Origin of the sequence: Serratia sp. X3, assembly GCF_014982455.1 — a bacterium.
In the GTDB taxonomy this organism is placed as follows: Bacteria; Pseudomonadota; Gammaproteobacteria; order Enterobacterales; family Enterobacteriaceae; genus Serratia; species Serratia ureilytica.
This window is the reverse complement of the sequence record NZ_JADCNB010000001.1, coordinates 1,889,686-1,916,671: the sequence shown is the minus strand read 5'-3', so window position 1 is coordinate 1,916,671 and position 26,986 is coordinate 1,889,686. Positions and strand designations below refer to the sequence as shown.

Annotated in this window: 34 protein-coding genes; 26 read left to right on the top strand and 8 right to left on the bottom strand. The window is 54.6% G+C overall.

All coding sequences use genetic code 11. The features are described 5' to 3' along the window. Positions 1-5: 5 nt before the first annotated feature. The 8 genes from IMX17_RS09275 to IMX17_RS09240 all read right to left on the bottom strand — a co-directional run bounded on the left by IMX17_RS09275 (position 6) and on the right by IMX17_RS09240 (position 5,991). Entirely contained in the window at positions 6-1,016 is a 1,011-nt protein-coding gene (locus tag IMX17_RS09275) for a tyrosine-type recombinase/integrase (RefSeq protein WP_193549664.1), read from the bottom strand. Between the two features lie 6 nt (positions 1,017-1,022). Then, positions 1,023-1,247, bottom strand: a complete 225-nt coding sequence (locus IMX17_RS09270; protein WP_060448284.1) for a DUF4224 domain-containing protein — start codon at positions 1,245-1,247, stop codon at positions 1,023-1,025. A gap of 210 nt (positions 1,248-1,457) precedes the next feature. Next, positions 1,458-1,634 carry a hypothetical protein gene (locus IMX17_RS09265; RefSeq protein WP_168166355.1) on the bottom strand — a complete coding sequence of 59 codons (177 nt, stop codon included), beginning with the start codon at positions 1,632-1,634 and terminating at the stop codon, positions 1,458-1,460. 41 nt (positions 1,635-1,675) lie between these two features. Then, positions 1,676-2,176: a siphovirus Gp157 family protein gene (locus tag IMX17_RS09260; protein ID WP_193549663.1), complete on the bottom strand. Its 501-nt coding sequence runs from the start codon at positions 2,174-2,176 to the stop codon at positions 1,676-1,678. Next, the gene (locus IMX17_RS09255; RefSeq protein WP_193549662.1) at positions 2,173-4,350 is read right to left on the bottom strand and encodes a hypothetical protein; all 2,178 of its coding nucleotides are present in this window, start codon (positions 4,348-4,350) and stop codon (positions 2,173-2,175) included. The genes IMX17_RS09260 and IMX17_RS09255 overlap by 4 nt, the downstream gene beginning before the upstream one ends. Before the next feature lie 51 nt (positions 4,351-4,401). Next, positions 4,402-4,680, bottom strand: a complete 279-nt coding sequence (locus IMX17_RS09250) for a hypothetical protein (protein WP_193549661.1) — start codon at positions 4,678-4,680, stop codon at positions 4,402-4,404. A gap of 10 nt (positions 4,681-4,690) precedes the next feature. Then, positions 4,691-5,008 carry a hypothetical protein gene (locus IMX17_RS09245; RefSeq protein ID WP_193549660.1) on the bottom strand — a complete coding sequence of 106 codons (318 nt, stop codon included), beginning with the start codon at positions 5,006-5,008 and terminating at the stop codon, positions 4,691-4,693. Between the two features lie 527 nt (positions 5,009-5,535). Next, positions 5,536-5,991 carry a helix-turn-helix domain-containing protein gene (locus tag IMX17_RS09240; RefSeq protein WP_060431576.1) on the bottom strand — a complete coding sequence of 152 codons (456 nt, stop codon included), beginning with the start codon at positions 5,989-5,991 and terminating at the stop codon, positions 5,536-5,538. A gap of 107 nt (positions 5,992-6,098) precedes the next feature. Between IMX17_RS09240 and IMX17_RS09235 the strand changes: the two genes are divergently transcribed. The 26 genes from IMX17_RS09235 to IMX17_RS09110 all read left to right on the top strand — a co-directional run bounded on the left by IMX17_RS09235 (position 6,099) and on the right by IMX17_RS09110 (position 26,984). After that, positions 6,099-6,332, top strand: coding sequence for a YdaS family helix-turn-helix protein (locus IMX17_RS09235; protein WP_072265290.1), 234 nt, complete (start codon positions 6,099-6,101; stop codon positions 6,330-6,332). A 60-nt stretch (positions 6,333-6,392) separates the two neighbouring features. Then, the gene (locus IMX17_RS09230) at positions 6,393-6,845 is read left to right on the top strand and encodes a toxin YdaT family protein (RefSeq protein WP_193549659.1); all 453 of its coding nucleotides are present in this window, start codon (positions 6,393-6,395) and stop codon (positions 6,843-6,845) included. Positions 6,846-6,868: 23 nt separating this feature from the next. Continuing rightward, complete coding sequence (locus tag IMX17_RS09225) at positions 6,869-7,087, top strand: hypothetical protein (RefSeq protein ID WP_193549658.1); 219 nt, start codon at positions 6,869-6,871, stop codon at positions 7,085-7,087. A 2-nt stretch (positions 7,088-7,089) separates the two neighbouring features. Next, a complete protein-coding gene (locus IMX17_RS09220) occupies positions 7,090-7,809 on the top strand; it encodes a helix-turn-helix domain-containing protein (RefSeq protein WP_193549657.1) in 720 nt (239 codons plus the stop codon). After that, positions 7,806-9,179: a replicative DNA helicase gene (locus tag IMX17_RS09215; protein ID WP_193549656.1), complete on the top strand. Its 1,374-nt coding sequence runs from the start codon at positions 7,806-7,808 to the stop codon at positions 9,177-9,179. Before IMX17_RS09220 ends, IMX17_RS09215 begins: the two co-directional genes overlap by 4 nt. 45 nt (positions 9,180-9,224) lie before the next feature. Beyond that, a complete protein-coding gene (locus tag IMX17_RS09210; RefSeq protein ID WP_193549655.1) occupies positions 9,225-9,923 on the top strand; it encodes a hypothetical protein in 699 nt (232 codons plus the stop codon). 59 nt (positions 9,924-9,982) lie between these two features. Further along, the gene (locus IMX17_RS09205) at positions 9,983-10,405 is read left to right on the top strand and encodes a hypothetical protein (protein WP_193549654.1); all 423 of its coding nucleotides are present in this window, start codon (positions 9,983-9,985) and stop codon (positions 10,403-10,405) included. Between the two features lie 3 nt (positions 10,406-10,408). Next, entirely contained in the window at positions 10,409-10,651 is a 243-nt protein-coding gene (locus IMX17_RS09200; protein ID WP_193549653.1) for a hypothetical protein, read from the top strand. Positions 10,652-10,808: 157 nt separating this feature from the next. After that, positions 10,809-11,702 (top strand): hypothetical protein, encoded by an 894-nt coding sequence (locus IMX17_RS09195; RefSeq protein WP_193549652.1) that lies wholly within the window; start codon positions 10,809-10,811, stop codon positions 11,700-11,702. 7 nt (positions 11,703-11,709) lie between these two features. Next, positions 11,710-12,126 carry a DUF2513 domain-containing protein gene (locus IMX17_RS09190; protein WP_193549651.1) on the top strand — a complete coding sequence of 139 codons (417 nt, stop codon included), beginning with the start codon at positions 11,710-11,712 and terminating at the stop codon, positions 12,124-12,126. A 376-nt stretch (positions 12,127-12,502) separates the two neighbouring features. Continuing rightward, positions 12,503-13,099, top strand: a complete 597-nt coding sequence (locus tag IMX17_RS09185; protein WP_060426453.1) for a DUF1367 family protein — start codon at positions 12,503-12,505, stop codon at positions 13,097-13,099. A gap of 8 nt (positions 13,100-13,107) precedes the next feature. Further along, positions 13,108-13,413 (top strand): Ref family recombination enhancement nuclease, encoded by a 306-nt coding sequence (locus IMX17_RS09180; RefSeq protein WP_193549650.1) that lies wholly within the window; start codon positions 13,108-13,110, stop codon positions 13,411-13,413. A 154-nt stretch (positions 13,414-13,567) separates the two neighbouring features. Next, a complete protein-coding gene (locus IMX17_RS09175) occupies positions 13,568-13,864 on the top strand; it encodes a hypothetical protein (RefSeq protein ID WP_060433296.1) in 297 nt (98 codons plus the stop codon). A 28-nt stretch (positions 13,865-13,892) separates the two neighbouring features. After that, positions 13,893-14,345 (top strand): hypothetical protein, encoded by a 453-nt coding sequence (locus tag IMX17_RS09170; protein ID WP_193549649.1) that lies wholly within the window; start codon positions 13,893-13,895, stop codon positions 14,343-14,345. Between the two features lie 10 nt (positions 14,346-14,355). After that, the gene (locus IMX17_RS09165; protein ID WP_019456281.1) at positions 14,356-14,583 is read left to right on the top strand and encodes a hypothetical protein; all 228 of its coding nucleotides are present in this window, start codon (positions 14,356-14,358) and stop codon (positions 14,581-14,583) included. A 3-nt stretch (positions 14,584-14,586) separates the two neighbouring features. Then, positions 14,587-16,209, top strand: a complete 1,623-nt coding sequence (locus IMX17_RS09160; RefSeq protein ID WP_193549648.1) for a portal protein — start codon at positions 14,587-14,589, stop codon at positions 16,207-16,209. Then, a complete protein-coding gene (locus tag IMX17_RS09155) occupies positions 16,209-16,442 on the top strand; it encodes a hypothetical protein (RefSeq protein WP_193549647.1) in 234 nt (77 codons plus the stop codon). Before IMX17_RS09160 ends, IMX17_RS09155 begins: the two co-directional genes overlap by 1 nt. Continuing rightward, positions 16,429-17,253, top strand: a complete 825-nt coding sequence (locus IMX17_RS09150; protein ID WP_193549646.1) for a hypothetical protein — start codon at positions 16,429-16,431, stop codon at positions 17,251-17,253. The genes IMX17_RS09155 and IMX17_RS09150 overlap by 14 nt, the downstream gene beginning before the upstream one ends. 109 nt (positions 17,254-17,362) lie before the next feature. After that, positions 17,363-18,259 carry a hypothetical protein gene (locus tag IMX17_RS09145; RefSeq protein WP_193549645.1) on the top strand — a complete coding sequence of 299 codons (897 nt, stop codon included), beginning with the start codon at positions 17,363-17,365 and terminating at the stop codon, positions 18,257-18,259. A gap of 224 nt (positions 18,260-18,483) precedes the next feature. Next, positions 18,484-19,395: a phage capsid protein gene (locus IMX17_RS09140; RefSeq protein ID WP_193549644.1), complete on the top strand. Its 912-nt coding sequence runs from the start codon at positions 18,484-18,486 to the stop codon at positions 19,393-19,395. Between the two features lie 55 nt (positions 19,396-19,450). Further along, positions 19,451-20,014, top strand: coding sequence for a hypothetical protein (locus IMX17_RS09135; RefSeq protein ID WP_193549643.1), 564 nt, complete (start codon positions 19,451-19,453; stop codon positions 20,012-20,014). A gap of 2 nt (positions 20,015-20,016) precedes the next feature. Further along, complete coding sequence (locus IMX17_RS09130; RefSeq protein WP_193549642.1) at positions 20,017-22,011, top strand: hypothetical protein; 1,995 nt, start codon at positions 20,017-20,019, stop codon at positions 22,009-22,011. Between the two features lie 2 nt (positions 22,012-22,013). Beyond that, positions 22,014-22,463, top strand: a complete 450-nt coding sequence (locus tag IMX17_RS09125) for a GNAT family N-acetyltransferase (protein ID WP_193549641.1) — start codon at positions 22,014-22,016, stop codon at positions 22,461-22,463. A 2-nt stretch (positions 22,464-22,465) separates the two neighbouring features. Continuing rightward, positions 22,466-22,993, top strand: coding sequence for a hypothetical protein (locus tag IMX17_RS09120; protein WP_193549640.1), 528 nt, complete (start codon positions 22,466-22,468; stop codon positions 22,991-22,993). Beyond that, positions 22,993-25,518, top strand: coding sequence for a hypothetical protein (locus tag IMX17_RS09115; protein ID WP_193549639.1), 2,526 nt, complete (start codon positions 22,993-22,995; stop codon positions 25,516-25,518). Before IMX17_RS09120 ends, IMX17_RS09115 begins: the two co-directional genes overlap by 1 nt. Beyond that, positions 25,515-26,984, top strand: coding sequence for a hypothetical protein (locus IMX17_RS09110; RefSeq protein WP_193549638.1), 1,470 nt, complete (start codon positions 25,515-25,517; stop codon positions 26,982-26,984). The genes IMX17_RS09115 and IMX17_RS09110 overlap by 4 nt, the downstream gene beginning before the upstream one ends. The last annotated feature ends 2 nt before the right edge of the window (positions 26,985-26,986 follow it).

The following is a 26,986-nucleotide window of genomic DNA, read 5'->3' as shown; positions in this document are numbered from 1 at the left end:
AATAATTACTGCCCGCCGACCACCGGCACAATCTTGGTTTTTCTGTCGTATCTTGCTGTTTGGCTGATGCTCTTGTGCCCTGAAATCGCCTGCTTCTCGGTGAGTGATCCCTCCAGATCAGAAATGCCTTTGGCTTTAAGATCATGGAAAGTGAAATCAAAACTCAGCTCTGGAAACTCGGCGGCAGCTCGCTCCCTGGCGGCCTGCCAGCGGCTATTAAAACCATCCCGCGTATATCGATGTCCTCGAGGCTGGTGTAGAACGTACATACTCACCACACCATCCTTTAGCGGTAGGCTTGCGGCGAGGGCAATCGCAGCTTTAAGCCGGTCTGTCCATGCCTTGATCTGCTTCTTGCCCGTTTTACCCTGCTTGATAAAAATCCCTTCCGGCAACAGCTGTGATTTTGACAGGGAAAGCAGGTCGCCTTGCCGGGCGCAGCAAAGATAGGCCAGCTCCATCGCTGCCTGTACCAGGGGCGGTGAGACTGAATACAGCGCGCTATATTCCTGATCGGTGATATACCTTTCCCGTTCATTTTCTTTGAACTGCTTCACGCCTTTACACGGATTCATCTTTACCATGCCGCGCTCGTACGCCCAGCGGAACACGCGAGACATGAATGATTTTTCGCGATTCGCCTGGGTGGTGCTCTTTACGCCGCGCTTGTCCATGTATTGGCGGATGTGCTGCGGTTTGATCTCATCAGGTAGCATTCTCCCGAACACTGGCAGCACCTTGCCAGAATACTTTCGGTAGTCCTTCTGCGTTTCGGTGCTCAGGTTGGCAAAATCAGCTGATCCAAAAAAGTCTTCAACCAGAAAATTGAAGGTTCGCTTTTTCTGTGCGCCGGAGTTTTCTTCCTCAAATCGCGCCCATACCAACGACAGCGGCGAATCCAATGCGCAAAGCGAGATTGAGCCGCCGCCGGCCGGGTGAAACTCGTATTGTGTTTTGCCGCGGTAAACGCGCTTTGGTAACGCGTTGTCTGCTGCATTTTTCCGTTTGCCTGCCATGATCCCTCACATCGCATCAAAATTAGGCGTGTTCTCTTCCGTGACAGCTGGCGCCAGGTAACCGGACAGAGCCGCGTTAACGTGGGCCCATGTTACCCGTGGACGTCCGTCCCGGCGTTTAATGAAAGATATGCCAGCGCGGGCGAGCGCCTCGCATTGCTTTGACGGATATTTATACCCGGTCATCTCGATCAGCTCCTCGTCGGTCAGCAGTTCGTTGTTGGTGCTCATGGTCTTTCCCCGTTATGCGGGCGATCACGTCGTCGGTCACACGACACGCCCGGGTGATATCGTCATCGCTCAGCGTCGCTTTTCTGACGCTGGCAGACAGCCGGCCGATCTTGATATCGAAATCAGAGAGTAGGCGGGCGCCTGGTTGCCATGGTTGCATTGCTGTTCCCCGTTGTGTGGTTTCCAACAATGCAAACATGGCGGAAGTGATTATTTCTGATTAGGCGTAATCGGTTTTTTAAAGGCCTCTTTCTCGCGCGTCAGGCGTACAGACTGCGGGAAATGGAAAGCCAGCTCGCCACGGCTCTCGGCCTCAATGATTCCGGTGGTACCGTCAGGGAAGGTCACGTGCACCGCATCGCCTTTGGCCAGGTACATTCTCAGCATGGGAAATCCTCAGTAGTGGCCCCGTCGCCGGGGCCGGGTGATTACCGCACCTGCAGCGACGGTTCGCCGATTTCGATATGTGCGCCTTTGACTTCCACGCCGTTCTCGATTGCCTCTTTGATGGCTTTCGTGTCCGGCGCTACCACAGTTTTCACCGTCACAAGTTCATCCGGTAGCAGGTCGGCATTGTCGACCACCACGCTGGCGGAGCCTTTGCGCGCCGTGAAGGTGTTCGCCGTGGTTTTAATGGAGCCTTGACCGCTGGCCAGCAGGCACGCCAGCACATACTTTCGGATCGAATTGGCGCGGTTCTCGAATGACTTTTTGCGGTCGGTCAGGCGTTTGATTTCCGCCGCCAGCGTGTCGGCTTGCCCCTCGATGTTTCGAACGTGGATAAAAGCGGCGTCCAGCTTGTCGCCGAGTGCCCCCTCGATACCTTCCAGCGTGTCGGCGATCATCTCCGGCGTCAGATCGTCTGAGGCTTCGATCAGTTCGTGAAACTTGGCGTAATCAGCGGCCAGTGCAATGGCGGTAGTGCTCATGATGCTTTCTCCTCGGACAATGCGGCGATACGTTCATCTTTCAGTGCGGTGAGGCGGCGTAGGCGGCCGGCTAGGTACTTGGCATGATCGGCATCGCCTTTTGCCTCAGCGGCCTTGCGATGCGTTTCGACCTCGCGAGCGATGGAGGCGTGAACCTTGCTGGCCTCGTTGACTGTTACAGCAGATGTGATTGTGTCGGCGACTTTTGCCAGCTTCTCGTCCAGTTCTTCACGCAGGCGCGTTACGTCTTCGGCCTTGTCACTGGCATTTCTGATCGCGAACTCGGTGGCGTTTTCTTCGCGATATTCCGGCAGGTCGTGCCAACCCAGGAACACGTCGGCGGAGAAGCCCAGCATGGACAGCGACTTTTTGATTGCGTCGGTGAGGCTCTTTTTCATCACCTCACCGTCAGCCATAAAACCGCGCTTCGTTTTGTACATATATGGCGTGGCGCCATATGCCGTAACTCGGCCTTTGGTGCCGTTCAGAACATACCAAAACTCGATCAGCAGGCTGTGGTTCTGCTCGAACAAGATAGAACCGTCTGCATCGCGTAGAATGCGGTTACCAATAATTTTTCCGCCCTCGAATACGGCTTCGCTCATTGGTGCGCCGGCGATCATCTTCTCCTCTACAATGTCAAAGCCCCAGCCCGTACCGATAGGGCCAAAAATTTCGGTTGCGCGCATAAACATGTATTCGCTGTTGATGCTGGTACCGACATAACCGGCCCCCTCGATCGGCTTCGTATATCGAGGATCTGTGCGCATAACGCGCTTCCAGATATCGAGATTCTGCTGGGCTTCCGCTGGCTGTTCGGCGATCACCTGGGCAACCTGCGCGGCGCGCTGCTGGAAATCGTCGGCTTTCAGCTGCTGCGCCAGTGCTTCGGCGCGGTCGGCATTCTCTTCTGCCTGCTGCAGCTGCGGAGATTTCTCCGCTGGCGCGTTGGCGTAAACGCCATAGCCCATCTGATCCAGTTGCTGTTTGGCCTGCGCCGCCGCGGTGTCGGTAACTTGCTGCTGCGCCACTTCCGTTTTTTCACCCTGATTTGAGGCGGCAGATTGCGCCGGTCCGGTCTCCGCATGCTGCTGCTCACCGCTGCTGATCAGGCCGTCGATTGAGAAGCGGCCGCCGCCAAGGTTGGCCACCTCGACCGGCTTCTCGTCGTCCTTGCCATAGTCCGCCAGATCGGCGCATGCAGGGTGGCCAGCAAGACGGGATTTCACAAAGTGCAGGCGTTCTGCGTCGTCGCTGATCAGCTTCAGGTTTTTCAGTCCATCGGAAATGATGCCGTGGCGCACATCGGTTTCGACGTTGAGAATGCCGACGATCACCCGCAGCGTTTTGTCCCACGCGCGCCAGGCGTTATCGCGGTTGGCGATAATCTCTTTGGCGTTCTTCACGTCAGCCGCTTTCGCATCCGCAGGATTAACGCCCATGATCGATAACGCCGTGTGCATGCTCAGGGTGTTGTAGTCGGCCGCGCCGCTGGCATTGTCGGTGCTGGTGCTGGTGCTGGTGCTGGTGCTGGTGCTGGTGCTGGTGCTGTTCTGCGTCAGGTTTTCGCGATCGTCAGGCTTGTCGACCCAGGCCTGCGCGAATGCGGTGGTGGCTTCTTCGGTCGGCATGGCAGTAGTGTTTTGGAACAGCGCTGAAACCAATTTGTAGACGGATGCGGGGGACATGGCGCCGACAGCGGGAACCGATACTAGCCCGTCGATCACCGCGCGCATGCCGGTATCATCTGGCGTTTCCTCGTCATTGAGCAAATCCACAACCAGCGATAACTGGCTATTATCGATCTCTGCATCACCGTACATCACAACGGCGGCGATCCGAACGTTGGCAGGTTGCGCCATCAGGTCGATAGGCCCGGCCGGCAATTCCGGCTCTGGCTCTTCTGGCGTCCACGCGTTGCCGTCGAACACGTTCTCAGCGGCAAACTTTTCATCAAACTGACCGACGGCCGGGCGAGGGTGACCGGTCTGATCTTCGACAGTTTTCGGATTGAAGAAGTTGTCGCCGCCCTCCGGGTAGGCTTCGTACAGTTTGCCGGTGGCGATGCTTTCGGCTGCGCGCTTGTTTGGCGCTTCCAACGCGATCACTAGCGGCACGGCGCCATTAACCTGGGCCTTTTTCTTCGGCTCAAAAAGTGAAATGTAGATAGGCATTTTTGGTCTTTCCTCTGTTTAAAAACGGCGCTGGTCAGGCGCCGGGGTGGGTTAAAACTTCTCGTGCGCTACGGCTTTCACGTTGTCGCAATACCAGTTGTAAAGCTCACGCTGGCGCTGCTGCAGGGTGTCCGGCGTTGCCATCATTACGGCCATCAGCAGGCGGTCGCGGGTGTCGGCGGCGGTGCCATCGATGTGTGTGAAAACCTCGATCGCCTCGTCGGAATAGCCGTGCGTCGCTGCGGCTTCAAATTGGTCGCGTTGCCCGGCCTCATCATGGCGTTGCCACAGCGCCAGCTCGGCGCTCAGGTTGTGGGTTTCGATATTCATGGCCACGCCCTCAGTACGGGAGTTCGTCGGCGTCGACAGGGCAGTGCTCAATGCAAAGCAGCTGCTGCACCTGATCGTCGATCTCGGCAATGCGTTTGTAAGTGGCGTCGGCCAGACGGGCTTTTTCCAGCTTCAACGCTTCAACCTGTTTCCCGATGATGTCGATCGGTTCAGGCTGGTTAACGTCGATGTGGATTGTGCGGGTTTCCAGCAGCACGTATTCCGGGTACTGAGACATGTCCATGGTGAACACAGAGATTTTCTCTTGGGTGTACTGGCTAACGTTCGCGTGGATAAACAGCATGACGGGTATCTGTAGTGCTTTCATAGCGACTCCTGATATAATCGGAGCTGATCAGTAGCTCCATGGGTTATTGGTCTTTCCTCGATACAGGGTTGGTCCCCTGTATCATTCCCGGTTGCTTTGGTCGGCGCCGGGGTAAAAGAACCCGCTTCGGCGGGTTTTTTTACGTCTTGAGTTTGCCGGTCTTTCCCGGCTGTCAGGCTGGTCAGGCCGCTGGTCTTTCCTCAATCTGCTGGGTGAAAAAATTGCCCCGGCGCGCGGGACGAAAGATTACACACAGCAATGTCTTTCGGGTTGTGGTGGCCGAGAACAACGCCCCGAAGTTACGACCACCACGTTTAAATCCTTTGCCGCGTATCGCCCGGCTGGCGGAACATTTCTGAACAACCGCTGCAGTGTTAGTGCGCTGTTGATGGGATGGATATTACCGCTTCGAATATTAAACAGTCAAGCGTAGCGGTAATAAAAATATGCGTAAATGTGATATGTGGTTGATTCTTATGGTGAGAAAAAATAAAAAACCCGCACACGGCGGGTTTGTACTGATCGGGTTATTGTTTTCTTGCGGCGAGGAGTTCTTTGAAAAGCCTATCGAAATCAGAAACTTTCTCTTTCAATTCAGCCATGTGTCTCGACTTTTCACTTTCAGGAAGTCTTTCGTATAGGCTGAGCAATTCGGCTTGTTCTGGTCTTAGAATTTGCCATCCTGGCGCCGCCAGGTCTTCGTTATACTCACCTGACTTTCGCACATAGTTCATCAGCTCAGCCAGTTCGGGCTTAATTTCTTCGGGCCTGACCTGCAAAAGAGCAGCAAATTTAAGAACTGCGTCAGTACCTAACGGGTTTTTCCCGTTTAAATACTGACTGACAGTTGATTGCGTTTCGAAACCGAGCGCGTCCGCTGCCTTTTCTTGGGTAAGGCGGAGCGTGACTTTCTTCTCGTTCCAGATTTTCCGCAAGCGATCAGCGGCTTCTTGGTCTTTGATATCGAGCGGTTTTTTCTTCATTAGTCCATTTTATTCGCAATTCTAATATCGTCCAATCACCGCTACGCTTGACTTATAAATATTCGTGGCGGTAATATTAATTCATCACATCAACACGAGGAAAGGTGATGGACTTAAAAAGCTACTTGGGCGACGCCCGCATCCGGCAGCAAGATTTCGCCGTAGCAGTTGGCTCCTCTCAAAGCTATGTGAGCCGCGTGATCGCAGGTTCATGCGAGCTCGGAAGTGCGAGCGTTATCAAATGGGCGGCAGCAACTGGATTCAAAGTCACACCTCACGAACTGCGCCCGGATTTATACCCAAATGCTCGCGATGGTCTACCGGAGCAGACAGCAGCTTAACAACCAACCCCACCGAAATCTGATTATGTGTAATCGGGTTCGAGCGACAGGAGACGCGAAGTGGAAAACATCGAGAAACTGAAAAACGAGATCGTGAGCTGGGCGGCGGAGCAGGGGCAGGAACACGTTGCCATCGAGATCACCCGCGCATGGTTCCAGCTCGGCGCCGACGGTGACCGGGTTCGGTTGTATCCGATCGAAGATGAAACCGGCGGCGCGGACTGGCGGGCGATCAACACCAACCGGCAGGCGATATTTCGCCACATGCGCAGCGAGTCGAAAGCTGCGCGTGAGAAGGTGCAGGAGCTGGCCGACGCCATGCTCGCTGCGCTGCCGGCGGAACGGCGTGCCCGGCTGGCTGGCCCAACTCAGCAGTATTTGCTTTCGGTGGCCATCCGTGAATTTGCTGCCGCGATTATTGCAATCCTGCTTGGCGCATGTGATACGCCGCAGCGCATTGCCGGCGCTCTTGTCGCCCTGCAGGAAACCCAGCGCCTGACCAGCGCCGCGTAAAACTTTGTACCGAGGAAAGACCAATGCAAGCCAACCACATCACATACCGGAACGGCTGGCGCCTGAATGGCATGCCCGCCAACGCCGCAGATATCAGACCGATATTTGAAGATCGCCAGGCTGCCGCGCATGCCGTCTGGGAACAATACGAGCAGGGCAAGGCCGCGCTGCGTGAGGAAAATTTATCGCCAGAGCAGTACCAGGACGCGTGCCGCCAGCTTGCAGACTCGCTGGGGATCTGATCATGAGCATGGAAATGATGGTGCAGGCCATGAAAATCAAAGTCGGCAACCCGCTGCGTAAACTTGTGCTGCTGAAACTGGCCGACAATGCCAGCGATCAGGGTGAATGCTGGCCATCGGTGCCTTACATCGCAGAGCAGTGCGAGATCTCCGAGCGCTCGGTGCAAAATCACATTCGACAGTTGGTCAAAGATGGGCTGGTGCGCATCGAAAAACGCCTGGCGGAGAATGGGCTTAATCGCTCAAATGTTTACCACATCACCTTATCTGGCAGTGGTGCAAATCCTGCACCAGGTGGTGCAGCTCCTGCACCAGGTGGTGAATCTCCTGCACCAGGGGGTGGTGCAGCTCCTGCACCCAGAATCAGTCAGTCTTTTGAACCAGTCAATGAATCACCCCCTAACCCCCAGGAGGGGGACGACGCTGGCGCGCCGGATAAGTCAAAAATTAAATATCAGGACGTGGCTGACGCCTACAACGAAATTCTGGGTGATCGTCTGCCAAAGGTGCAGGAGCTGAACGACAAGCGCAAACGCCAAATCAAGCGCCTGCTGGGCGAGCTGCATGAACCGACCCTTGACGCGGTGAAAGCCTACCTCGAGACGTTCGCCGATACTGCTGGGCCGTTTTACTTCGGCGACAACAACCGCGGCTGGCGCGCCGGATTCGATTACCTGCTCCGATCCGAAGTGCTGGTTAAAACCCGCGAGGGTTCGCTATGACACCGCAGGAGATGGAAGCGACCGTGCTGAGCGGCCTGCTGGTTGGCGGCGCCACGCCTGACGCGCTGGACGTAATCGCCACCATGCCAGAGGACGCGTTCAGCATCCGGTTTTACCGCGAGGCTTACCGGGAAATTAAAAAACAGGCGCTGACGCACGGTGTGATCGACGTGGTGCTGATCAGCGAGGCGCTCGGCGGCGATAGCCTGGCTTCGCTGGTGGAAGTCAGCCGCATGCCCGGCACACTGGCCAACCTGAAAGGCTTCGCGACGCTGGCAACCAAGGGCTGGCGCAGCCGCCAAATGGCCACGATGCTGCAAGATGGCGCCGATAGCATCCGCAACGCCAGAAACCAAGAACAGCGCGACGCGGCGATCCAGTCGTCTGTAACCAAGCTGATCGAAATGTCTGCCGATACCGGCGGCGTGGTGCCGGTTCACCTGGGCGAGCTGCTGGGCGGTTACATGGACTTGATGGATCGCCGCATGAAGGGCGACGCCGGAATGCGCAACCTGTACAGCGGGATTGCTGAGCTGGATGCGATTACCGGCGGCTGGAACCCGCAGGATCTGATTGTGGTCGCCGGCCGCCCGGGCATGGGTAAAACCGAATTCGCGTTGAAGGTGATCGAGGGAGCTACGCGCGACGGTGGCGGGGCGCTGATTTTCAGCATGGAAATGGCAGCGCTGCAGATGGTTGAGCGCTCCGTCGCCGGGGCCGGAAACCTGTCAGTGTCGAAGCTGCGCAAGCCGGAATCGCTGTGCGACGAGGATTGGGGCCGCATACACACGGCGCTGGAGGTGCTGAACAACCGCGATATTTGGATTGTTGACTCGACCGATCTGAACGTTGACCAGATCCGCGCAATCACCGAAACCCACAAACGCCGATATCCGCATTTGGCCGTCGCCATGGTCGATTATCTGGGTCTGATCGCCAAGCCGAAAGCAGAGCGCAATGATCTGGCCATGGGCCATATTTCCCGCAGCCTGAAAACCATGGCCATGCGGAGCAAAACGCCGGTGCTGGCGCTGAGCCAGTTATCGCGGAAAGTCGATGATCGCCCGGTCACCGCCCGGCGGCCGACAATGTCCGACCTCAGCGAATCCGGCAAGGTTGAACAGGACGCCGACAGCATCGTGTTGCTGTACCGCGACGGGGTTTATAACCCGGACGGTCCGGCGGCTCGCTACGCAGAAATCATCGTTGGTAAAAACCGATTCGGCCCCGGCGGCACGGTTTACCAGGAGTTTAAAAACGGCCACTTCGTCGCTTGTGATCAGGCGCTGGCTTTGGAGACAACTCGAAATCAGAATGACGCAGGGCAGTTAAAAAAAATGGAACGGCCATATACTACTAAGAAGTTCTAACATCAAATGTTAATGTAAATAGGGAATATAGATAACGGAGTAACCATGAACAACAAGAAGACGCGGAAAATAAAAGTAAGTAAGCAAACACCTGACTCTTATCGGTTTAGTATTTTGGTTTGCGACTTAGATGAGAAAGATGATCTTGAGGCTGTTATCATGGGGGGCGCATATCTCGAACGAATTCTAGAGGTTAGCATAGTTTCTAAACTTATGGAGATAAATCCAAATTTTGACCTGGAAACCTTTGCTTCACATTCCATGTTAAAAGACTTTGAACATAAAATAACGATGGCTCTTCACCTTGGTATCTTCGATGTTGCTATATACAAGCAACTGAAATTGATAAAAGATATTAGAAATATGTTTGCGCATAGTGTGGTTTCCCTTGGATTCGATAATGAGGCTATTAAAAACAAAGCTGCGAATCTGGATCCATTCGAAATATATGATGTGAGTGGTTCAGCGGCGGAGCTCCCTGGGATTACAAAAATGGATCTTGATGTTGATTATACATTCATCAATGAAAATGGTAAGGAAATTTCAGGAAAGGAACATATGTTTGTCATAAGTGGAAATCAAAGGATATGTGCTTATATGTGCAATAAGGAAAGAAATAGTATTATCACTTCAAGAGATAAGTTTATTTATAGTGTTCAAATGGCTTGGCTGTTATTAATGGTTGGTGTGTTCTCTAAAAATATAAATTTAATTACTAATGAGGTGATTACATCGTTTAATTGAAAACTACTTAGGAGCCGATGCTTGACCAACATCGGTTATTTCTAACTTGAGGAAAGACCATGAGCACTATCAACGAAATGATCCGCGATAAGCGGTTTGTGATGGATGACGGCTGCGACCACGCGCCGGCGATCCTTGACCGCATCAATCAAGCAGCCCGCGCCCGTTCCCGCGCACCGTACTGCCCACCGCCAAAACCCCAGCGCGTCGCCCGGCCGGCAGCTGAATCCAGCCCAATCATCAAAATCGGTGACCGTATCAGCTACGGCCGCCGGGTGATGACCGGTATCTACGAGCTGCAGCGTCTAGGACGCTCCCCCGAGTGCATCGCGCTGATGCTCCGCATGCCCCTCGATCGTGTGCTGCACATTCTGAAGCCTCTAACGGCCATACGACGCGAAATTCAGAAAAGCGTGGCAAGTGGGTTACCCCCACGGGAAAAAGACGTTATGCGCCGTCTGGCGGCTGAATCGAGGGCATAAACCATGGCCGGGCAATCGGACTATCTGCCGCCCGGCCTGCCATTCAATCGAGGCGCCTGGACGCAGGAACAACGCGATTTAGAACAGTTCGACCTGCGCGCCTGTGGCCTGGTTCGCGATTTATTCGCGAGGAAGATCACCCGCACAAAGGTGCTGGTGGCGATTGAAGAGGTGCCGGAGCAATACCGGGAACATTTCAGAGCACGCCTGAATTACTGGCGTGATCGTATCATAGCGATGGCTTAATTTCTTGGTTGTAAAATGTTCATCTCTGTTAAGTTGCACTAATCACTCATAATGTGCACAAATCTCGATTTTTGAATAAATTTTTGATTGATGCATGCGTTCCAAAATACAATAAGTTGTTTATGCTTTGTATTTTGGTTAATAAAGGGGCAGTGAAGTGGCAAAAGCTAATAAAGCTAACGATGAAAATGAAAATAATTTACCTGATGAACTAAATGGAGGGGCTCCAGTTTGCGGGATAGTAATGCCAATAGCTAATACAGCAGGATATCCAGATGGGCATTGGACTGATGTCTACGGTATCTTGTGCGAAGTAGCCAAAAAGGCAGGGTTTGATCCCTGCATGGTTAGTTTTGACGAGGATATTGGCGTAATCCATAAGCGAATAATTCATAATTTATATAAGAACCCTATAGTTGTTTGTGATATTAGCTCTAGAAATGCTAATGTAATGTTTGAATTGGGAATGCGGCTTGCATTTGATAAACCAACAATAATTATAAAAGATAAAGTGACTCCTTTTTCTTTTGATATATCATCAATTGAACATCTTGAGTACCCCTCCGACTTGAGGTATCAGTCTATTAACGAATTTAAGAGTAAGCTGGAGTCTAAAATAAAAAAAACCTACAGGCGCTCACAATCAGAACCAGAGTATTCTACCTTTCTCAAGGACTTTGGCACATTTACTGTTTCACGTTTGGATGAAAAAGAGGCCTCATTCAATGAGGTTCTGCTTGAAGAATTCAAGGAGCTTAAAAAATCAATATCTATGCAGATAAACAGAAGTAACCATAGCAGGGGCCTCCCAAGAAGTCCCTTAGGTGATATTGCAAATGCTACGAGTGAAAATTCCCTCGCATTTGGATCTGATGGTCTTGGTGGTAAATTATCCGACATATTGGAAGCCATGATTGAATTGAAAGGTTCGCATGGGGTTGAAATTCCGTCCTTGAGAAAGGTTAACGATGACTTGGTGATTATGACGTTTGATAAAGTTATATCACCTGAGCATAAGGAATTGATAAAAGAAGCAATGGTAAGGTTCTGATGAAATCATGAAAATAGACATTTATTACGTTAAAAAACTATTGGATTTGTTTGAGCTAGCTCCCACTGCTGATGTGACTATCAATTATTTAAGTCAAAGTGGGATTGATTACAATACAGATAAGTTTGTATTTCATATGAGAGTATTACAAGATGGTGATTTTTTAAGGAGGTGCGACGGTAAGCTAGGATTTGGTTTGGATGTTGGCTTAAATGGCCACCGCATGTGGACGATAACCCCATTAAGGCTAACAGCCAAAGGTCATGAATTCATCGAAGCTTTGCACCAAAAAGAGACTTGGGAAACAGTAAAATCTAATTTCAAAGATGCAAGTCTATCAACAGTGTCAACGCTAGCGAAACAGCTTGCAGCTGGTTACGCTAAAAAGAAGGTTAAGGATATCACTGGCATCGATATTGACTAATCAGTTGGTTAGCTAGACTGAGTTTGTATCAAGAATGATACAGAATTATCACCTGTTTATTTGTACAGCATGGTGTTCTAATAAGCTTGCGGTACACAATAAAGAGATAGCTAGTTGATTGATATTGAAGACTTGAGTGAGTCATTGCCTAGCACCGGAAGAATGGTTGTCACCTGTGAGAATGGAGCGATAACCGGCACTCGCATCCTTAAGGATAACGAGCACATAGCATCACTTAACGCGTTGATTGATTTGGCAAAATCCGCAGGTTATTCAGTTGTGAGACCTGATGGAAACGCGCTATAATTAATGGGCTGGACTGAACACCCAGCCCGTTCGAATTCTGAGCAACTGCTGCGCCACCGGAGAGCACCCAATGGCGCAGTATTCGTTTGTAAAATCCGCAGGAAATTTGTTAGTGCCGGCCACCCCGGACGCGATCGAATTCCTGAAAACCAAAGTGAAGATCGGCGCCGTCCTGTATGCCGACTTTAGCCAGGCTCGCAACCCGGCTTTTCACCGCAAATATTTCTCCCTGCTGAATCTCGGCTTCCAGTATTGGGAACCGACCGGCGGCGCCATATCGCCGACCGACAAAGAGCTGGTTACCGGTTACGTGAAATTCCTCGCGTATTATGCCGGGAACGAAAGCACGCTGCAGGCAGCCGCCGACGAATATCTGCAGGATGTAGCAGAAAAGCGCGCCGGGAATATCAGCGCCGCAAAATCGTTCGAGGCATTCCGCGCCTGGGTAACGATCCAATCCGGCCATTACACCGCATACCAGATGCCGGATGGCAGCGAGCGCAAAGAACCCCGTAGCGTATCGTTCGCGAAAATGGACGATATTGAGTTCGCCCAGCTCTACAAAGCCACAATCGACGTGCTCTGGAATTTCATTCTGTTCCGCGCGTTCCCAAATCAGCAGGCTGCAGAAAACGCCGCCTCCCAACTGCTCAGCTACACGGCATAGGGGGAACCATGGCGACCAAAGACGAAAAGCAATGGTTATCCGACGTGGCAGATCTTGGCTGCGTAGTCTGCCGCAATCTGGGTTACGGCTCATCCCCAGCTGAAATACACCATATCCGCACAGGACAGGGAACAGCACAGCGCGCTACCCATAAGCAAACCCTCCCGTTATGTCCACCGCACCACCGCATTGGCGGCCATGGTGTGGCTGTGCACGCAGGAAGGAAAACATGGGAGAAGAATTACGGCTCTGAGCTGGAATTGCTGGAACAAGTCACAAGGGAAGTGGAGGAATTGCGCGAATGCAGAATTTAATCCTATCCCTAAGACCAGCAGGAAATAGAGAAAAGTCAAAAGGCACCCAGCGGTGGGAAAGAACAAAATCCTGTTTGGCCCATCTTATTGCAATGGCCGGCGGCGTGTTCGTCTCTCTCTATGCTCGCGCACGCGCGCGTTTAGGGGGCTGATCATGCCTCTCGTCGCAACATTCCGCACAGACTGGTTTCGCGTGATTACCGATATCAACCGCACCCGCATGGCAACGCAGAGCATCGCCGAGGAATTGGGCGTGTCGAAATCTGCCGTTCTCGGCTGGAAATCGGGATCTGAACCGCGTCACGGTGACGGCGAGGCGTTGATCGCCCTCTGGTGCCAAGCAACAGGCTCAGACCGTGGCAGCCTGCCGACCGTGCTTTACCGGCAGTGGTGGACGTTCAAGCGTCCGGTAATTGGTCGGGAATCCGACCGCAAGCAGGGCAGACAATGACCGCTCATCAACCCACGGAGTAAACGCAATGGGACGACCACGTAAAGAAATCCAAACCCCGGGGCAGGAAAATCAGCGTGCGGATGAAAACGCTGCTGACGCGCTGCTGTTGAATTCTGTCGCGCAGCATCCCGCAAATACGCTGGAACAGCTGAACGCCGCCACCGCTGGCGCTACGGTGATTACCGTCCAGGAGCCACAACGCAGTGAAGAAGAATTGGCATTGGCTGCCCGTAACGCGCTACTGGGAACTATCAACGAGCAGGGAGCCGCCATCATCACGAAGTTTGAAGCGTACGCTTTCATCGATGAAAACGGCCATCCGCTGACCAATAACCTCGAATTCCTCAACCTGGTGAAGAAAGCCACCGATGTGGCTACCCGGGACACCAGCCCGATGGTGACGAACGAAGAGGGCAAAAAGCAGCCAGCACCAGGCAAACCTGTTTTAACCGAACACGGCTGGCACGTACCAGGCTAAGGAAACCGCTATGTGTGGATCTGCACCGAAAGTAGTTCAGACCGACCCGCAGGCTGAGGCAGACGCAGCAGCAGACGCCGCGGCTAAATCTGCAAACGCCGACGCCGCAAGCCGCAAGAAACGCAAGAAAGGCTCCTCACTGCTGGCCAGCGGTGCAGAGGGCGCCGCCGATGCTGGTGATTCACTGCTCGCAAGCGGCGCTCAGGCGGCAGGCAACAAATCAACGCTGGGGGCGTGATTGATGGACGACACCGCCGCAAGGCTGATTAAACGCGTGAACACGCTCAAGGCTTCCCGTCAGGTTCACGAAAGTGTCTGGCGGGAGTGCTACGACTACACGTACCCGCTGCGCGGCGCTGGTTTCTCGTCTGAGGTGCTGGACGCCCAGAGCGCAAAGCACAAGGTGGCCAAGCTGCTGGACGGCACGGCGACCGATAGCTCGCGCATGCTGGCGTCTGCTCTCATGTCCGGCATGACGCCGGCTAACGCGCAGTGGCTGAATCTCGACAGTGAATCCCTGCCGGACGATGCCAAAGCGTGGCTTTCTACCTGCGCAACGCTGGTGTGGGAAAACATCCACGCGGCCAACTTCGACGCCGAGGGCTACGAGGCAAATCTCGATGTGGTTTGCGCTGGCTGGTTTGTGCTGTACGTCGATGAAGACCGGGACGAGGGCGGCTATTCATTCCAGCAGTGGCCATTGGCGCAGTGCTACGTCGCATCGACTCGCAAAGACGGCATCGTTGATACGATTTTCCGCTGCTACCAGCTGACCGCCGAGCAGGCGATCGCCGAGTTTGGCCAGGATGCCGTAAGCGAGAAGATCCGCGACGCCGCCAAGAAAAAGCCAGACGACAAGTTTGATTTTCTGCACGCGATCTTCCCGCGTACGAATTACATGGTTAACGCGCGCCTGGCTAAAAACCTTCGCTTCGCGTCATACAACATCGATGTGACCGCCAAGAAGGTGGTGCGTGAATCCGGCTATCACGAATTCCCATGCTGCGTGCCGCGCTGGATGAAAATCCCCGGCGGTTCGTACGGCATCGGCCCGGTTTATGACGCGCTGCCCGATTGCAAGGAGCTGAACGAAACCAAACGCATGGAGAAAGCCGCACAGGATTTGGCGATTTCAGGCATGTGGATCGCAGAGGATGACGGCGTGCTTAACCCTCGCACGGTGAAGGTGGGGCCGCGTCGCATCATCGTGGCCAACAGCGTCGACAGCATGAAGCCGCTGCTCACTGGTTCCGATTTCAACGTCGCATTCACCGCTGAGGAACGTCTGCAGGCGTCAATCCGCAAAATCATGATGGCCGACCAGCTGCAGCCGCAGGACGGTCCGGCCATGACGGCCACCGAAGTGCATGTGCGCGTCGCGCTAATCCGCCAGTTGCTGGGGCCGGTATACGGACGATTCCAGGCGGAATACCTGCAGCCGCTGGTTGAGCGCTGTTTCGGTATCGCGTTTCGCGCTGGCGTGTTCCCTGAGCCGCCGGAGAGCATGAACGCTGCCAACTTCAACGTGCGCTATATCTCGCCGCTGGCGCGCGCACAGAAGCTGGAAGACGTCACAGCGATTGAGCGTTACGCCCAGAACGTTATGCAGCTGGTTCAGGTTTACCCGGACATTATCGACAACATGGACAGTGACGAAGCAAGCCGCGTTGTTGGCGAGGCGTTGGGGGTACCGGCCAAGGTTATGCGCTCGTCGGCGGACGTTTCCACGCTGCGCGACCAGCGCGCCAAGGTGCAGCAACAACAGCAACAACAGGCATTGCTGATGCAGGCCGGCCAGCAGGCGGCAGGCGCGGTAGGACAGAGTGCTGGTGAAGCAATTGGCCAACAACTGGCGGGGGGCTGATGGGTATCAAGAAAGTTTCACCACTGGATTACAAGCGGCTGTTTGAAGAGACGGCCGGCGGCACCGAGGTGCTGGATGAATTAACCCGGCGCTTCGGTGGATCGATTTTTGTGAAGGGCGGCCCTGAGGGTGACCGCCAAACCTGTTTTAAGGCCGGGCAACGCGATGTGCTCGATTTCATTTTGCGCCAGCTTAATCTGGCAGACGGAGTAAACGACGATGTGGAAGATTAAACACTTATTCATGAATGCGGCTAGCGAAGTTGGGGAAGGTGGCGGCACTGGTGACGGCGGCAACCCAGGCACCGGCGATGGCGGCAGCACTTCCTTGCTGAGCACTGGCGCGCAGAATCAACCAGGCGGCGATGATTGGGTGCCTGAGAAATTCCGCGTCATGGGCGAGGACGGGAAAATCAATATCGAAGGGTCCGCGCGCAAGCTGGCCGAGTCCTATACGCACCTGGAAAAACAGCGCGGCACCAGCGCGGCACCGAAAACCGTAGACGAGTATGCGCCTACCGTTGAAGTTGAGGGCTTCAAGTGGGACGAGTTCAAGGCCGACCCTGAGATGCAGGGATTCCTCAAGGCGGCGCACGCCAAGGGCATCACTAACGATCAGATGGGCTTTATCCTCGGCGAGTACATGAACCGCGCTCCGGCGCTGGTGGGCGGTGCTGCAGAGCTGGATCAAGAGGCGGCAGCTACCGAGCTACGCGGCACGTGGAAAACCGATGCGGAATTCCAGAAAAATATCGGGCTGGCGCACCGCGCGTTTATGTCGCTGGCTGACCCAACCGACCAGGGCAAGATGGACGAGATCGGCAACAACCCGATGGTAATCCGCATGCTGGCGAAAATCGGTGCAGAAATGGGTGAGGATACCCCTGTAGGCAATGGCCAAATCAATCTCGAAGAACAGCAGAGCATCCGCGACCTGATGAAGTCCGAGGCGTACACCAACCCGAAACATGCTGACTATGAGCGCGTTACAGCTCAGGTGCGGGATTTTTATCAACGAAGCTTCGGAAACCAACCCGTCGTTTAACCAGGTTAATAAAAAAGCCAGTGCTAATGCTGGCTTTTTTAGCTGCAGAGATTATTTTTTTTATTTATTATCACCCGGTTGAATTTTTATGTTCTTTCACGGGTGAAGTATGAGCGATTCAAAAGATGAAGGTTTAATCGATTCAGTTAAGAAAACACTGCTTGACAGGATAAATACGCCATTATTCGGTTTTATCTTGTTATCATGGATTATGTTTAACTGGGATAATATATTATTTGTAATGCTTAGTGATGTTAGTATAGAAAATAGAATTACTGCAATAAAGAAAAGTGGAGAGTTCCCATATAAAAACCTAATCTGTCCTGTTGCTTCTGGTTTTATTTTTAGTGTTGCATTCCCTTATATTCAGCTAGTTATATCTTATCTGCAAAGATGGGCTCAGAAAGCAATTGATAAAAACAAAGAGCTTAAGGAGATAGATGAGTGTGAAATTACAAAGAATTTAGCTCGAAAAAGGGTGGAAGCTGCCACTGCAATGGATATGGTAAAAGAAAGCGTAGGCTTAGAAATCGCAATGAAACGGCAAGAAATAGCAAAGGTTGATTTTGATATAGCTGAGTTGGAGAGGGTCTTTAAAGGACTATCCTCCGATGTTTCAAAGAAGAGGCAAGAGGTTGAAAATCAAGAAACGTTATATAAAAACATTAAGGATGATGTGCAGTTTATCGAGCGCAGGCTAGTAGAGTTGCGCGAAGTAGAAGGTGAGCTAGTCAAAAAAATAGGTTCTAGTGAGCTGCTTGTTAAAGGGTTTTCAGAGATAAACAAAGATGTTATAAATCTGGTTGATGGCATAAGAAATGAAATTAATATATATGTAAGAGAGTTGTCAAGCAAAGGAATTGCAGTTGGGGAGTTTAATTCCAACAAATTTAGCATCCCTGGAGACGAGGAGCTAGCTAATTTTATAAAGCGTATTGATAGAGGCGTGAGTACGATTCAGTTAATATCGACAGAGCAATTTAGTAACATATTAAACAGGCCTTAATTAGATTTAATGCCAGTGCCGCATGTGTACTGGCTAACAATCCTCTTTTCACCCTCAGAAATGGTCGGGATTCCGACCGCCCACTTCGCACATTATCACTCCAACAGCCCGGCGTGGTAGCCGGATAACTGATATCTCCCGCCAGGCGTATGCGCCACTCGCCTGGTGTATTCAGGGCCGGTAACCCGATAACCCTCAGGCGATAATCTTTGGAGTGATAAAAAATGGCTTTTGATCCGAACAAGAACATGATTACCGCCGCCTTTGTGCAGCAGTTCCATGATTCTTTCGAAATCGCATCGCAGCAGAAGGACTCGCGCCTGCAGGCTGCCGTACACGATCGCGGGATGATTACCGGCGCATCGTTCACAATCAACGACATGGGCACCATCGAGATGAACCCAATTACCGAGCGCTTCGGCGATACGGTTTGGGATCTGCCTGAAGCTGGCACACGTAACGCGCTGATGGCGGATTACGGTGTGTTCGTGCCGGTGGAAAAACGCGACCTGCGCAAGCTGATCGCCGACCCGCAGGGGCCATATCTGCAGCTGACCCTGGCGGCCGCGAACCGCAAAAAGGACGACGTGATTTATCGCGCGTTGCTGGATACCGTTCTGCGCAAAACCTCGAACACTGGCGCCTACGCTCCTGTGGCGCTGCCGGCGTCGCAGAAGATTGTGGCCGGCGGTACCGGCATGACCAAGGCCAAGCTGATCGCCGCCAAGGCCATGTTCCGCCGCAACGAGTGTGACGAGCAGAACGGCGAAGAGCTTTACATCACCTACAACGCCGACATGCTGACGCAGATCCTGAGCGATACCACCCTGACCAGCGCCGATTTCATGGCGGTGAAAATGCTGCAGGAAGGTGCGGTGTCCGGCAACTGGTTGGGCTTCAAGTGGTTGGCATACGAAAAACTGGACTCGGCCAGCTCCGGCGATCCGGCTGTCACCACCAAGACCGCCACCGCCTGGTGTAAGTCTGCAGTGCATTTCGGTACCGGTGCCGAGTACAACACCGATATCGGCCCGCGCCGCGACAAGAACAACACGATTCAGATTTCTGTCGACGCGTCCTATGGCGCCGGCCGCGCAGCCGAAAACAAGGTTGTCGCGATCGACTTCACCGCTTAATGCCAGCGCTCCCTTGCCGGGGGTAACACCCCGGCCTTTTTCATGAGGTACCGCTATGGCTTCCAGTATTTCTATCTGCTCAAACGCTTTGCTCGCGCTCGGTGCTCATCCGATCAACAGCTTTGACGAAAACACAGAACACGCCCGCCTGTGCTCCAACATTTACCCGACAGTGCGTAATGACCTGCTGCGTAAGCACCCATGGAATTGCGCGGTTAAACGCGTATTGCTTTCACCCAGCAGCACGGCGCCAGCGTTTGGATTCGGCTTTCAATTCCCGCTACCGGGTGACCTGATTCGCATCTTGTCCGTCGGCGAAGATTGGGACGATATCCCGTACCGCATCGAGGGCAATAAGCTGCTGGCCAATCAAAACGCGATCCGCCTGCGCTATATCTTCCGCAATGAAGATGAATCGACCTGGGACTCGGCGCTAGTCAATCTGGCAGAAGCCACCATGGCGGCCAAGCTGGCCTATGCGGTAACGGCATCCGCTAGTCTGCGCGACAGCCTGACCCAAGAGGCGGCCTATCTGCTGCGCCAAGCCAAGTCTATCGACGGGCAGGAAGAACCGCCGGAAGAGCTTGGCGGCTATCCAACTTACGATTCGAGGTTCTGACCGTGCGCGCCAACCTGATAAAAACCAATTTCACCGCCGGCGAGATTTCCCCGCGTCTCATGGGCCGCGTTGATATCGCGCGTTACGCCAACGGCGCCAAGCAGATCGAGAATGCGGTTTGCGTGGTGCAGGGCGGTGTTATGCGTCGCCCTGGCACCCGTTACGCAGCAGTGGCCAAATACGGCGACCGCGGCGCCCGGCTGATCCCCTACGTTTTTAACCGCTCTCAGGCGTACGTTTTGGAGTTTGGCGACGGCTACCTGCGGATTTTCCAGAACGGTGCGCAGCTGGTGAACGACGACAACACCCCGTATGAAATCGCCAGCCCGTACAGCTCCGCCATGCTGCCGGCCGTAAATTACGTTCAGGGCGCCGATACCATGTTTCTGGTGCACCAGGGCGTGAAGCCTCACCGACTGCAACGGCGCGGGCAGCTTGATTGGGTGCTTGAGCCATGCCCATTCATCGTTGAGCCGTTCGACGAAATCCGCGATACGCCGGAAAAATGGTGCAAGCCGTCAGTTAAGGAGTTTGTCGGCTCAGAAATCACGCTGACGCTGAGCGACGACGAGCCACCGAAAGACAGCGAGGATTCGGCACCATTCACCGGCCCCGGTTGGGTTGCCGAGGATGTTGGCTCATACGTCCGTATCAACAGCGGCCTGGTGCTGATCAAGAGCATCACCAGCGAGCAGATTGCCGTCGGCGTCATCCGCACTGACCTAACCGCCACACAGGCAGCGTCGCCGGGTGCGTGGACTCGCGAAGACACGGTATGGACTGACGAATTCGGCTACCCTGGCGCAGTGACGCTGCACCAACAGCGCCTCGTTCTGGCCGGCTCAGTCAGGTACCCGCAAACCATCTGGTTCAGCGAAACTGGCGTTTACCTGTCGTTTGAGCTGGGTACCGACGACGACAAGGCGATCAGTTTTACGCTTTCTTCCGACCAGCTCAACCCGATTGTGCATCTGGCGCAGATGAATACGCTGATCGCGCTAACGTACGGCGGCGAGTTCACGATCACCGCTGGCAACGATGCGGCGATCACCCCGACAAATATCTCGGTGAAAAACCCCAGCCCTTACGGCTGCAACGGGATCCGCCCGGTGCGTGTCGGTACCGAAATCATGTTCGTGCAGCGCGCCGGCCGCAAACTCTATGCCGTGGCCTATGACCCGGACAGTTTTGTTTCGTATTCCGCCAACGATATGACGGTGCTGGCAGAACACATCACCGCCGGCGGCGTGATCGATATGGCCTACCAGCAGCAGCCCGACGCTTTTATTTGGCTGGTACGCACCGACGGCGTGATGGTGACGATGGCAATCGACCGGGCGCAGGAGGTGATCGCCTGGTCACGCCAGATCACCGCCGGCGGATTTGAGTCGGTAGCGTCGATCCCGTCGGACAGTAACGACGTTGTTTACGCGCTGGTTCGCCGGGAGATTGGCGGCCAGGTGGTTCGCTATGTCGAGGTGTTCGACTCTACGCTGTATACCGACGCCGCCGTAACCGGCAGCAGCGAGGCCGGTGCAACAACGTGGGCAGGGTTAAATCACCTCGAGGGGCAGACCGTCGATGTTGTCGCTGACGGTTCTGTGATGCCTGTGCAGGTGGTTTCCGGCGGGCAGATCACCCTGACGCGAAAAGCTCACCGCGTGGAAATCGGTCTGCATTTTGAATCCACGATCCAAACGCTCACGCCAGAAGTGGGCACCACAGAGGGCACAACGCAGAGTGCCAAGAAGCGCACCAGCGAAGTGACAATGCGTTTCCTCGAAACCACCGGCGCCGAGTGCAACGGCCAAGTTATCCCGTTCCGTACCTTCGGCCCGAAAATCCTTAACCAGCCGGCGCCACAGTTTACCGGCGATCACTACTTCGGAAAATTGGGCTGGGAGAAAGGCGAGGACACGCTACTGATTCAGCAGCGCCAACCGCTGCCGTTCCACCTTCTGGCCATTATCACAACGTTCACCAGTAACGGGGGCTGACAATGATCCGCAACGCAACCGCCGGGGATATCCCGGCACTGATTGAGCTTGGCGCCCGCATGTACCTGGAGTCGCGTTACGCGGAAACTTCGCCATTCGACGAGCAAAAATGCGCCGAACTGGCGCGCCACCTGATCGCTGCTCCTGGCGGGTGCGTGCTGGTGGCCGAGCATTGCGGGCAGGTGATCGGCTGGCTGGCCGGCGGCATCGCCGAGCAGTGGTTTTCGCGTAAGCTGATGGCGTTCGAGTACGGGTTATTTATTGCGCCTGAGCATCGCGGCGGATCTGCAGGTCCGCGCCTGGCTAAATCCTTTATCGCGTGGGCCGCTGACCATGGCGCCGCCGTTATCAATATGGGCATCACCACCGGCGTGCACGAAGAACGCACCGGGGCGATGTATGAACGTCTTGGCCTGTCGCGCACTGGCCTGTTGTATTCGAAGGAGATTTGATTATGTGCACTGGGTTAGAGGTGGCAGTGATCGGTTCGTCGGTGCTGGCTGCCGGCGGCGCTGTCGCTGGCGGTATTCAGCAGCAGAAAATGGCGAATTACCAGGCGGATCAGGCAAACGCCGATGCCGAGGCCGCACGCGCGTCAGCACGCGTACAGGCCGACAGAATCAGAAAGGCAGGGCGTGAGCAGGCCGCACAGGCAAACGCGGCGCTGGCGGCGTCTGGCGTCGAAACTGGCGAAGGTACTGCGCTGCGCATCACATCCGGCATAACCGGCGACGCCGAGCAGGACGCCTACACGACGATCCTGAAAGGCATGAACACCGGCGCGCGGTACAACGCGCAGGCGCAGGCCGACCGACTCAGCGGCCGCAATGCGGCGACGTCCGGCTATATCAATGCGGGCAGCTCGCTACTGTCTGCCGCCGGAACCGGTTACTCCGGCTGGAAAAAAGCCAATCCAACAACCACGACGAATACCGGAACCGCGGCGTCGAATAACATGTTCTCGAATATGGGGGGGCGCTGATGCGGATACCTACCGGAAATTTTGGCAATGTGGTGCCGGAGGCCCAGCGTACGCGCATTGACGTTGGGAACGTTGGTGCTCCTGCAAATGCATTGCAGCACCTGGCGACTGTTGGGATCGGTGTTGCCGAAGATCAGCAGCGCCGAATTGCCCAAGAAAACCAGAGCCAGCTGCAGGCGCTGACGCTGCAGCTTGATGATTTCAGTAACGGGCTGGTTAACGATCCTGACCATGGCTTACTGGCACAACAGGGAACCAATGCGGAAGGTGCGACCAAAAACTACACCAGCCAGTACGAGGACTTTGCGAACAAACTTGCAGCTGATTTACCGCAGGAAATGCGCGAGCAGTTCCAGCAGCAGGCAATTGCAAAGCGCATTCAGCTCGAGCGCACAGGATTAACCCATGAATTGAGCCAGCGCCGCCAGGTGGAGCAGGGTAATTTTGAGTCGACCATAGCGAACAGCTCCACGCGTGCGCAGAGCTATTGGGGTGACAACGTTAATTATCAGTTAGAGGTTGGTAGCGCGCAGCAGCAGATCGCTGAGTATGGTAAAGCTCACGGTTGGACGCCGGAACAGGTAACCGAACAACAAAATAATTACGTTAAAACAACCGCATATAAAACCATGGAAAACCTGGTTGCGTCGGATGCCGACACGGCCGCTAGGCTGATGAGCGAGCCTTCTGACGTGGGCGGCGCGGTGCGCTACAGCGGTGGCGGCGCTTCTGATCCGGTAGGGCTTCGCAATAATAACCCCGGCAATCTGGTTAAAACTGCCAATACCTGGGACGGGGAAGTAAAAGGCGATGGTCGTTTTGCGTCGTTCGCTACACCGGAACACGGGCTGCGCGCGCTATGTAAAAATCTGCTGGCCTACAACAAACGCGGTTACACCACGGTTGAGCAAATTATCGGGCGGTGGGCGCCACCAAACGAAAACGACACTGCAGCCTACACGGCATCGGTATCTAAGGCTCTTGGCGTGCCGGCTGACAAACGTCTTGATCTGACCGATATCAATACGCTTACCGCGCTGTGTGCCAGCATCACCCAACATGAAAATGGCAGCAATCCCTATTCGCAAGAGCAGATCACCACCGGTGCTATGGCTGCATTGGGAATGACCGCATTACCCCAGCCAGATGGTGGAAATTTGCGTGCAGCTGGCGCAGCAACAGCGGTTACTCAGCTCGACCCGGTACAGCTGGCGCGACTGCGTAGCATGGCGCAAGGGCAGTTAAGCCAACAGCAGCGTGAATATCGTGCCGGGCTGGAAAGTGAGCTGAAAGACTTCAACGCCGTCGCCTACCAGGGCAAGAGCTATCCCCGAGAGTTTAGCGAGGGTGAGTTTGTCCGTGCTTATGGGTATGACGCCGGACAAAAAGAGTACGCCAGCTACCTCGACACACGTCAACTTAGCCGCGACATTTCGGTTGTACAACAGCTATCTCCGGGCGGTCAGCAGGCGCTGCTTAACGCACGCGAGCCGTCACCCGGCGAAGGGTTCGCCGAATCGTCTAAGCGATACGAAACCTTGCAAAAAGCCGTGGCGTACGTGAACAAAGTACGTGAAGCCGATCCCATCCTTTATGCCGCCGGCCAGCAGCAGGTAAACCCGCTGGACATGCAATCCCCTGAGGCATTCGGCAGTAGTCTTACAAACCGCGCGAGCGCCACCCCGGAGATCGCCCGGCACTACGGAACGCCATTAACCGTATTTTCAAAGGCAGAAGCATCGCAGATTGGCGATATGCTGCGTACCGCGCCGGCGTCGCAGTCAGTTGCCTACCTGGATGCGATGCGCCAAGGATTAGGGACTGGCGCGCAGTATTCAGCAGCGCTGCAGCAGGTTAGCAGTTACGCCCCATCCGCTGCTGTTGCGGGCGCGATTATGGGTAAGAGCGGTAATGTGATCGGTAAGTCCGGATGGTTCTCAGACTCCATGGTAAACCCCGATGATGCGGCAAAAACAATCATCGAAGGGGCTAATGCTCGGGCCGGGATCACCACCAAAGTGAACGGGGTGGAGAACAAAACGAAAGGAATCGAGATACCGAAAGATTCCGATCTGCGCCCTGATTTTGTTGATGCAGTTGGGAACGCCTTTGCCGGTGATGCTGCTGGCGCGTCACAGGCCTATGAGGTGGCCAAGGACTACTACGCTGGGCTGATGGCCAAGAAGGGCGATGTTTCTGGCGAGTATGACCGTGACGCATGGACTCAGGCAATCAACGTCGCAACGGGTGGCGTTTACGATTACAACGGGCAGGGAGAGGTCTTGCTGCCGTGGGGAATGTCAGAGGGACAATTTGATTCTGCCGTAAACACTGCGTGGCAATCCCAGATCGTTGATGCCGGAATCAAAGCGCCTCCTGGACAATATGGGTTGCAGAGCTTTGGCGACAGCCAATACCTGATAAAGCTGGGAGCCGGCTACCTGCTCGGAAAGGATGGTAATCCGGTCGTGCTCCGCATCAACGCTGAGCGCGTTCGCCTCGGAAATGGAGGGATACCGCAGTGAGTTATTTCGGATTCAACCAGGCGCAGCAAAATAGGGAGCTGGCGACGGCAGCAGAAAATCCGATTGGCTCCGCCCGCTCTGATGCTGATTTTTTTGATGGCGCATTCACTGCCCCTTTCAAGGGGCTTTACGCCGGGGTTACACAGGCCGATCAAGTTGCATGGGCTGGTGTGGATGCCGTTGTGTCACCGATCTCGCGGGCTGTTAATGATGCGTTCGGGGTGAACGACACCTCTGAAAGTTTCATCAAGAATCAGCAAAAGCTGGCGGAACAGCAGGTGCGAGCGTTAACGCCTGATGCCGGAACCACCGGTACCGCCGGTCAGGTGCTTTTCTCTCTGGCTGAGGTGGGCGGGCAGGCGGCGGCCGGCACGTTGTTGGGTGGGTTGCCCGGAGCTGCGGCAACAGTTGGCGGCTTGCAGGGTTTTTCCGATTACGAGAAGTCTCGCGCTGAGGGCGTGGATTATGGCACCGCTGTAGAAAAAGCGCTGGTTACTGGTGGTACTGCGGCGCTTGGCGCCGTGCTTCCTATGTCTCTTGGCCTGCGTGCTGGTGGTGCAGTAGCTGAAGGAGTTGGCGCTGCTCTTACTACCGGTGGCACGGCAGCGGGCGCAACTGCCGGTGCTGTTGCTCGGGCAGCGCCGGATCTGCTTTATTCAGCTGGCACCAACGTCGCCATGGGCATGGCGCAGCGCGGTTTGTCAGCGGAGATCCTCCGACGCGGTGGCTATGAGGATATGGCCCGTCAGTACGATATTTTCGATAACCAGGCGCTGGCGGTCGATGCCGTGCTCGGCATAGCTTTTGGCGGGCTCGGTCGATTTATCAATAGCCGGGGCGAAAGCGTGGCAGTGCGTAGCGCAGAGCCGGCAGAGATCGACGCGGCGCTGACTTCAAGCTCTCACCTCAACTATGAGGTTACGGCATCGCCTGGCGTTCCTGTAAGCGTCCTATCACGCAATGCGCATGCCCGTGCTATGGATAAAGCCATGACTGATGCGCTTGCTGGCCACCCGGTAGACGTCGGTTCATTGATGGATGGAGCCGAGTTTATTCAGCGCCGCCCGCGCGTCGATCTGGCATCGCAAGAGGTGCGTAAGGCGATGGGATTACCTGATGCCGTAATTCGCGACACTGACGCGGCTCGTTTCGACGATGTGGCCGGCGCCAATTACCTAGCCACACCGAAACCCAGAACGCGAGAGCAGATCCAGCAAGATGAAATTGCGGATGCGGAGCGCGCCATTCGCGGGGAAGAATCCCGCGCAACGGAGGCCGATACACTGGAGGCGCAACGCGCCATTTCCGACAACCCGGATCTGCAGGTTCATGTCGTAAACCCAGACGACAGCACAACGGTGGTAAGGGCTGCCGATCTGATGGCTGAGGCCGATCGCGACATGGCCAATGCCCAGCATGACGCAAATTTATTTGATGTGGCCGTGAGCTGCTTCCTGAGGAGATAATT